Origin of the sequence: Methyloglobulus sp. (assembly GCF_040079455.1) — a bacterium.
GTDB lineage: Bacteria > Pseudomonadota > Gammaproteobacteria > Methylococcales > Methylomonadaceae > Methyloglobulus.
In genome coordinates, this window is sequence record NZ_JBEBKJ010000041.1 from 24,624 (window position 1) to 31,136 (window position 6,513).

7 protein-coding genes are annotated in these 6,513 nt (G+C 44.6%); 2 read left to right on the plus strand and 5 right to left on the minus strand.

The features are described 5' to 3' along the window. Positions 1-8: 8 nt before the first annotated feature. The 3 genes from ABL924_RS10320 to ABL924_RS10330 form a co-directional block, all read right to left on the minus strand. A complete protein-coding gene (locus ABL924_RS10320) occupies positions 9-356 on the minus strand; it encodes a type II toxin-antitoxin system RelE/ParE family toxin (protein ID WP_349027010.1) in 348 nt (115 codons plus the stop codon). After that, on the minus strand, positions 356-628 hold the full coding sequence (locus ABL924_RS10325; RefSeq protein ID WP_349027011.1) for a type II toxin-antitoxin system Phd/YefM family antitoxin: 273 nt from the start codon (positions 626-628) through the stop codon (positions 356-358). Before ABL924_RS10325 ends, ABL924_RS10320 begins: the two co-directional genes overlap by 1 nt. Positions 629-762: 134 nt before the next feature. After that, entirely contained in the window at positions 763-1,641 is an 879-nt protein-coding gene (locus tag ABL924_RS10330) for a porin family protein (protein ID WP_349027012.1), read from the minus strand. Between the two features lie 306 nt (positions 1,642-1,947). On the opposite strand from ABL924_RS10330, the gene ABL924_RS10335 reads away from it, so the two are divergent. Then, the gene (locus ABL924_RS10335; RefSeq protein WP_349027013.1) at positions 1,948-3,045 is read left to right on the plus strand and encodes an FAD-dependent oxidoreductase; all 1,098 of its coding nucleotides are present in this window, start codon (positions 1,948-1,950) and stop codon (positions 3,043-3,045) included. A 182-nt stretch (positions 3,046-3,227) separates the two neighbouring features. Then, on the plus strand, positions 3,228-4,244 hold the full coding sequence (locus tag ABL924_RS10340; RefSeq protein WP_349027014.1) for a quinone-dependent dihydroorotate dehydrogenase: 1,017 nt from the start codon (positions 3,228-3,230) through the stop codon (positions 4,242-4,244). Between the two features lie 5 nt (positions 4,245-4,249). Here the strand turns inward: ABL924_RS10340 and ABL924_RS10345 are convergent, their stop codons facing one another. After that, positions 4,250-4,699 carry a hypothetical protein gene (locus ABL924_RS10345; protein ID WP_349027015.1) on the minus strand — a complete coding sequence of 150 codons (450 nt, stop codon included), beginning with the start codon at positions 4,697-4,699 and terminating at the stop codon, positions 4,250-4,252. Positions 4,700-4,707: 8 nt separating this feature from the next. After that, positions 4,708-6,036, minus strand: coding sequence for a metalloprotease PmbA (gene pmbA / locus ABL924_RS10350; protein ID WP_349027016.1), 1,329 nt, complete (start codon positions 6,034-6,036; stop codon positions 4,708-4,710). Between the last annotated feature and the right edge of the window lie 477 nt (positions 6,037-6,513).

Here is a 6,513-nt window from a genome sequence, read left to right on the forward strand (position 1 = left end):
GTGATAGCTCAGGACAAAGGGTTTTCATTGTTCGTCCGAATTAAACGGTCTAACAAAACATCTTCAACATTGCGGCGGGAATCTATCACGGCTAAAACGTAGACAATAGCACTTGAAAATCGGTAAATAACGCGCCAAGGTGAAATAATCAGTTCCCGGTAATGCCCTATTCCGTGCGCTAACAACTCCGGCACGATGCGACCACGTTCTGGGAATATCACCAAGTCAGCAGTTTTATCCTTGATACTGGCGAAAGCATTCCTTGCGGCTTGCGGACTGTTAGCGTGAATGTATTGGATGATGGCAATCAAATCGCTTTCTGCGGTTTTGCTCCACTCAACTGAATAGCCTTCCATTACCTAGCTAATAGTGCTTCCACATTCTTGAAGACTTGATCTTGCGGTACGGTATTGCCATCACGCACATCATTTTCCGCTTGTGTCAGCAGCTTCAACAAACCCAATGTAGCACGCATCGCCTCGTAACTGTCAGCGTCTTGCAATACCGCCCTAGGCTCACCGTTTTGGGTGATTACGACGGGTCTGTGGGTTTCATTGACCTGATTCAATAAATCCGCAGAATGTAGCTTTAAATAACTAACAGGTTTAATATCGGCTGAAATTTTCATGCACGCACCTTAATGTCTATATTTGGTACTAAGTATAGCACCTACAAAAAGGGTAGACAAAAAAAAGGAGGGCTTACGCCCTCCTTGTGTGTTGATATCCTTATCAAACGATATCCGTATCGTATTCTGTTTCCTTAGAAACCTATACCTAAAGAACCACCAGCGGTGAAACCGTTGACGTTAGTACCATCAAGCTTGTTAAGCGCCCAGTTGTAACGTACGTCGGCACCTACATAGATGTTTTTCCAGATATTGTAATCAACACCGCCGCCAAAATGGATGGCTGGCATCAAATGGCTGATAGTATTAACTTGGCTAGGTGGTGACATGACGTTCAGCGTGAAACCGGCTGGAATAATCCATGGTCTCAGTTTGCTGCCTTTAAGAAATTTGATTTTTGGTGCGGCAGTCAAACGTAATTGACTTTGTGTTGTTGTTGATGATGAACCCGGAACCCCGTTAGTTACCCCAGTAACATTACCTTGGAACTTACCGAATTCGTTATAATCGAACATTAATTCAGCCAATACTTCGGTATTGTTCATCAAGCCGAACAAGTTATCATCCAGGCTAAAATCAAAACCCGCACCGAAAGCCCAACCATCTTTATCACTGCTTTCACAACCAATAGCACCAGCAATCAAACAATCACCACCTGTTCCATTAGAAGTTGTGGCAATAGGCCGTTGATCATTTCTAGCATAAGCGCCACGGAAGAACACCATATTGTCTTTTGGACGATCTGGTTGGTTTTTATGTTCTTGCATCCACGCATCCAGCTCTTGAACCTTAGCTGAATCAGCACCTTGGCCTGATGCCGCTCTAATAGCTGACATTTCATCTTGCATGGCGCGTAGCTGTGCTTCCAGCACGTCAACTTTGCTAACCAAAGCTGATTCCGTCGCGTGGTGTTGGGCGCGTGTACCCGCTACCGCTTGTTGAGATACCATAGCACCGGCTACTGTTAAAGTAACTGTAGCAATGCCAAGTGCCAGTTTAGTTTTATTCATCATCGTTCCCCCTCATGAGGTTGTTATTTTACAAAAATTTGCTTTAATACAACAAAACTTTCCTACGGAGCTAATACTAGCAGCAAAATAGAAACACTACAAGTTTTTGTGTCATTTTTTTTATATTATGTTTACATTTATAATCAACAACTTGCAAAACACTCTTAATTATTTTGTTGTATTGTTTGCAAGTAACAACAAAAATATCGAAAAAACCACACAGCAATTCTTCGTTATTTTTGTGTTACCCTTAAGGGTAATTGAAAATAGCCTTACCGACAAGACAATTCCTTCCTCACCTTTCCTTTCATGACATCAAACACAGACATCACCCTTGTAGGCGGCGGCATCATGGGGTTACTTACCGCCCGTGAATTTTATAAAGCTGGCGCGACGGTTACGGTTATCGACAAAGGTTTTCTTGGGCGGGAGTCCTCTTGGGCGGGAGGTGGCATTTTGTTGCCGCTGTATCCTTGGCGGCAACAACCGGGAATTACCCAATTGGTAAAGCAGAGCCTGGGCTTATATCCCAATTTGGCATCGGAGCTTTTAGCGGAGACGGATATTGACCCTGAATGGAATCCATGTGGCTTATTAATTACACAAAATCCTGACATCACCGCAGCAATGGATTGGTGCAATCACAATAAGATTGCCTTTGAAGAGGTTGAACGTAGGCTAGGTGGATTAGAAACAACGCCTGTACACCCACTGTTTTTGCCACATATCGCCCAAATCCGCAATCCCAGGCTGATTAAATCGCTTAAGCAAGATTTGCTGCAAAAAGGCGTACGATTATTGGAAAACTGCCTGTTAAGCTCCATCAATCTCGAAAATAACAGCGTGACTTCAATAAATACCAGCATAGGCAACCTGCCGATTAATCAGCTAATCATTTCGGCTGGCGCGTGGACATCTGAACTTATGGTGCAGTTTTTCCCGACTATTAGGGATAATCGCCCACAAATTTCGCCCGTAAAAGGGCAAATGTTGCTGTTCGCCGCCAAGCCGGATACGTTACCGACAATGGTGCTGGACGGTGGACATTACCTAATTCCAAGGCTGGATGGGCATATCCTGGCTGGCAGCACGGTAGAAGCCAATACCTTTGATAAGACCACAACATCAGAAGCCAAAGACCAGATCAGTGACTTCGCACTGAAATTATTGCCTGTTTTGAAGGATTACCCGTTAGTTAAGCATTGGGCAGGAATACGACCAGGAACTGCTTGTGGTGTACCCTATATAGATAAGCACCCTGAAATCAGTAATCTAAGCATTAACGCTGGGCATTTTAGGAATGGGCTGGCGATGGCCCCGGCTTCGGCGCAACTTATGGTTGATTTGATATTAGATCGCCCTAGTTCTGTTGACCCTGAACCGTATCGATTGGATAGGTTGGTTTAGTCCCCTCTCCCCTCGGGAGAGGGCTAGGGTGAGGGGTTAAATAAGGCTTTTTGCTTTTTATATCCCCTCATCCCAACCTTCTCCCGAGAGGAGAAGGAGCTGTCCGCCATTTGGCTGAGGCATATTGCCAATCACGAAAGGTATTATTAGTTGATCCTTATGCTCACCACAAAAACCCAAACATGAACCTATATCCCCTTTTTCGCCCCCTGCTCTTTACCTTGAATGCAGAAATCGCCCATGAGATAACGCTCAAGCTGTTAAACGCTGCCTACATTTCCGGCTTAGGCAAACTGCTTTATCCATCCATAGATGATAAACCCGTCAATGTGATGGGACTAAGTTTTAAAAATCCGGCCGGCCTAGCCGCAGGTTTGGATAAAAATGGCGATTATATTGATGCGCTGGCGGCTTTGGGCTTTGGCTTTATTGAAATAGGCACCGTAACGCCTAGGCCGCAGCCGGGCAATCCCAAGCCGCGCTTGTTTCGTCTGCCTGAACATCAGGCCATCATTAATCGAATGGGTTTCAATAACTTAGGTATAGACCATTTACTTACTCAGGTTAAAAAAAGTGCTTACCAGGGGATTTTGGGGATCAACATCGGCAAGAATTTTGATACGCCGATTGAGAAAGCAGCAGATGATTATTTAATCGGCTTACGCAAAGCTTATCCTGCCGCCAGTTATATTACGATTAACATCTCTTCACCCAACACCCAGAACTTGCGGCAATTACAACAAGGCGACGAAAGCAGAAAACTGATAGCAGCACTTAAGGAAGACCAACTCAAGCTTCAACAAGAACACGGAAAATACGTACCTTTAGCACTGAAAATAGCGCCAGACTTGACTAATGAAGACATAAGCCGAATTGCCAAATTGCTATTGGAATTTGAAATTGACGGGGTTATCGCTACCAATACTACGATTGACCGAGCCATTATCGCCAACCACCCACTTGCTAATGAAGCAGGTGGCTTAAGCGGCAGTCCGGTTAAAGATAAGTCCACCGCAGTCGTTAAAGGTTTATCGGCAGAATTGCAGGGCAAAATTCCAATTATTGCGGTGGGCGGGATATTGAATAGTGATGATGCCCAGGAAAAATTTGCAGCTGGTGCGAGTTTGGTGCAAATTTATAGCGGTTTGATTTATCAAGGCCCCCAGTTGATCTCCGAAATTGTTAATTCTCTGACCTAAACCGTTTAATGTTGCCCTGCCAACTGAAAAATCTTTTTTCTACGCTCTATAAAGCTCCCGTAAATAGCCTGATCGGCATCATATAGTGCTTGATTTTCAGCAACATAATTTATTGAGTCTTTTAACTGATCGAAAATAGGAATAACGAAAGCTGGCTTTTTTTCTAAAACATTAAGGATAACATTCAAATAAACACTAGCCGCATCAGATCGTCCCCATATTTCAACACCCATATTTAAAACATAATCACGGAATCCCAACACATAATACTGAAATGGTTTTATTGGCATGAATCTTAAGCCATTTCCACATAACACTACATTTCGCTCGAAAGATTCCCGCATCTCACTATTAGATTTGCCAAAGTAATAATAATGACAATCATCAGTATCTATGCTGGATCTTGGGTCAAAATCTTCCCAATCCGATTCATCGGGAATTTTCATTTCATTCATTTAATTGCCTATTCACCTGCAATCGACATCCGTTCAATCAAAATCGAACCCGTTCGGGTATTGCCGCGATAATCCACATCATTACCTATCGCAACGATATTTTTGAACATGTCCTTCAAATTTCCGGCAATGGTTATTTCTTCAACCGGATATTGGATTTCGCCACGTTCAACCCAAAAACCTGCCGCGCCACGCGAATAATTGCCGTTAATCATATTAACGCCCTGCCCCATTAACTCAGTCACCAACAAGCCAGTACCCAGCATTTTTAGCATGGCCTGAAAATCATTGGCACTCGTTGTAACGGTCAAATTATGCACTCCCCCCGCATTACCAGTACTTTGCATGCCTAACTTACGAGCCGAATAAGTGCTTAATACATAACCACGCAAATAGCCTTCGCTGACAATATCCCGGGTTTGGGTTGCAATGCCTTCGCCATCAAATGCTGCACTACCTAACCCACCTTTGAGCAAGGGCTGCTCGTGGATGCGGATAAAATTCGGAAAGATTTGCGTATCCAACGCATCTAGCAAAAAGGTCGATTTTCGGTACAACGCACCGCCGCTAATGGCTCCTATCAAGGAACCGATTAATCCTGATGCGACTTCTGCACAATACAATACGGGACATTGTTGCGTTGGTAATCTACGCGCTTCTAAACGCTTGATCGTGCGTTCACCCGCTTTTTTGCCAATTACCGCAGCCGTTTCCAAATCATTCGCTTTTCTGGCAACGCTGTACCAATAATCGCGCTGCATGCTGTCGCCACGCTGCGCCACCACCGAACAACTTAAATTATGCCGAGTTGACAGCCTGCCTTGCAAAAAGCCAAGGCTATTGCCCATCACACGTATGCCCTGATGGGTATTTACCGTCGCGCCTTCCGAATTGGTAATATCCGCATGGACAGCCAAGGCCGCCGCCTCGCATTCAATCGCCAACGCAATCGCTTTATCGGCAGTTAACGCCCACGGATGGTTAAGGTCGAGATCGGGGAATTCTGTTGCCAGTAACGCCTTATCCGGCAAGCCAGCAAACTCATCTTCGCTGGTATAACGCGCGATGCTGCACGCCGCACTCACGGTTTCCTTGATGGCATCCGGCGATAAGTCGGTGGTACTAGCCGTGCCTTTACGCTGACCAAAATAAACGGTGATGCCTAAACCTTGGTCGCAATGGTGTTCTATCGTTTCAACTTCACCCATTCGGGCTGTTACCGACAAGCCGTTTTCCTGGCTTAATCCCGCTTCTGCTGCGCTTGCGCCCTGTTGTTTCGCCTCATCCAGCAAGTTTTGCACGATGGTTTTTAAACGTTCAATGTCCTGATTTTGCAATGTGTTCTCTCTTAAACAAAATAATTTTATGAATAGCACGGATATCGTAACCGGATTCCAGTAAATGTATAGTAAATGTGTGCCGTTGTACTTTAGGAGCTTATAGTTTTTCAATATCTGCCATCACCTCATAAGGAAATCTCTAAAAATTCAAGAACTCTTTCGCATTCCAGGGATGGAGGAAGTGCCGCAGCGAGTAAGGAACTCGCGCCGTATTCCTCTGGGAGAAGGTTGGGGTGAGGGTTTTAAAATCAAACATTTACAACCCTCACCCTAGCCCTCTCCCAGATGGATAGAGGATCTTTAGAGATCCCCATAAGAACTAACCTACTTTTCTTACATACGACGACGATATTTACCTCTAAAAGTAAATAATACGAGACCTTTGCACGACCTCAAGCCCCAAAATGGGTAAAATAAGCCTTTATTCAAGTTCGAGCAATAGCCTATGTCCTGGAAGAACCTAGCCCAAACCAG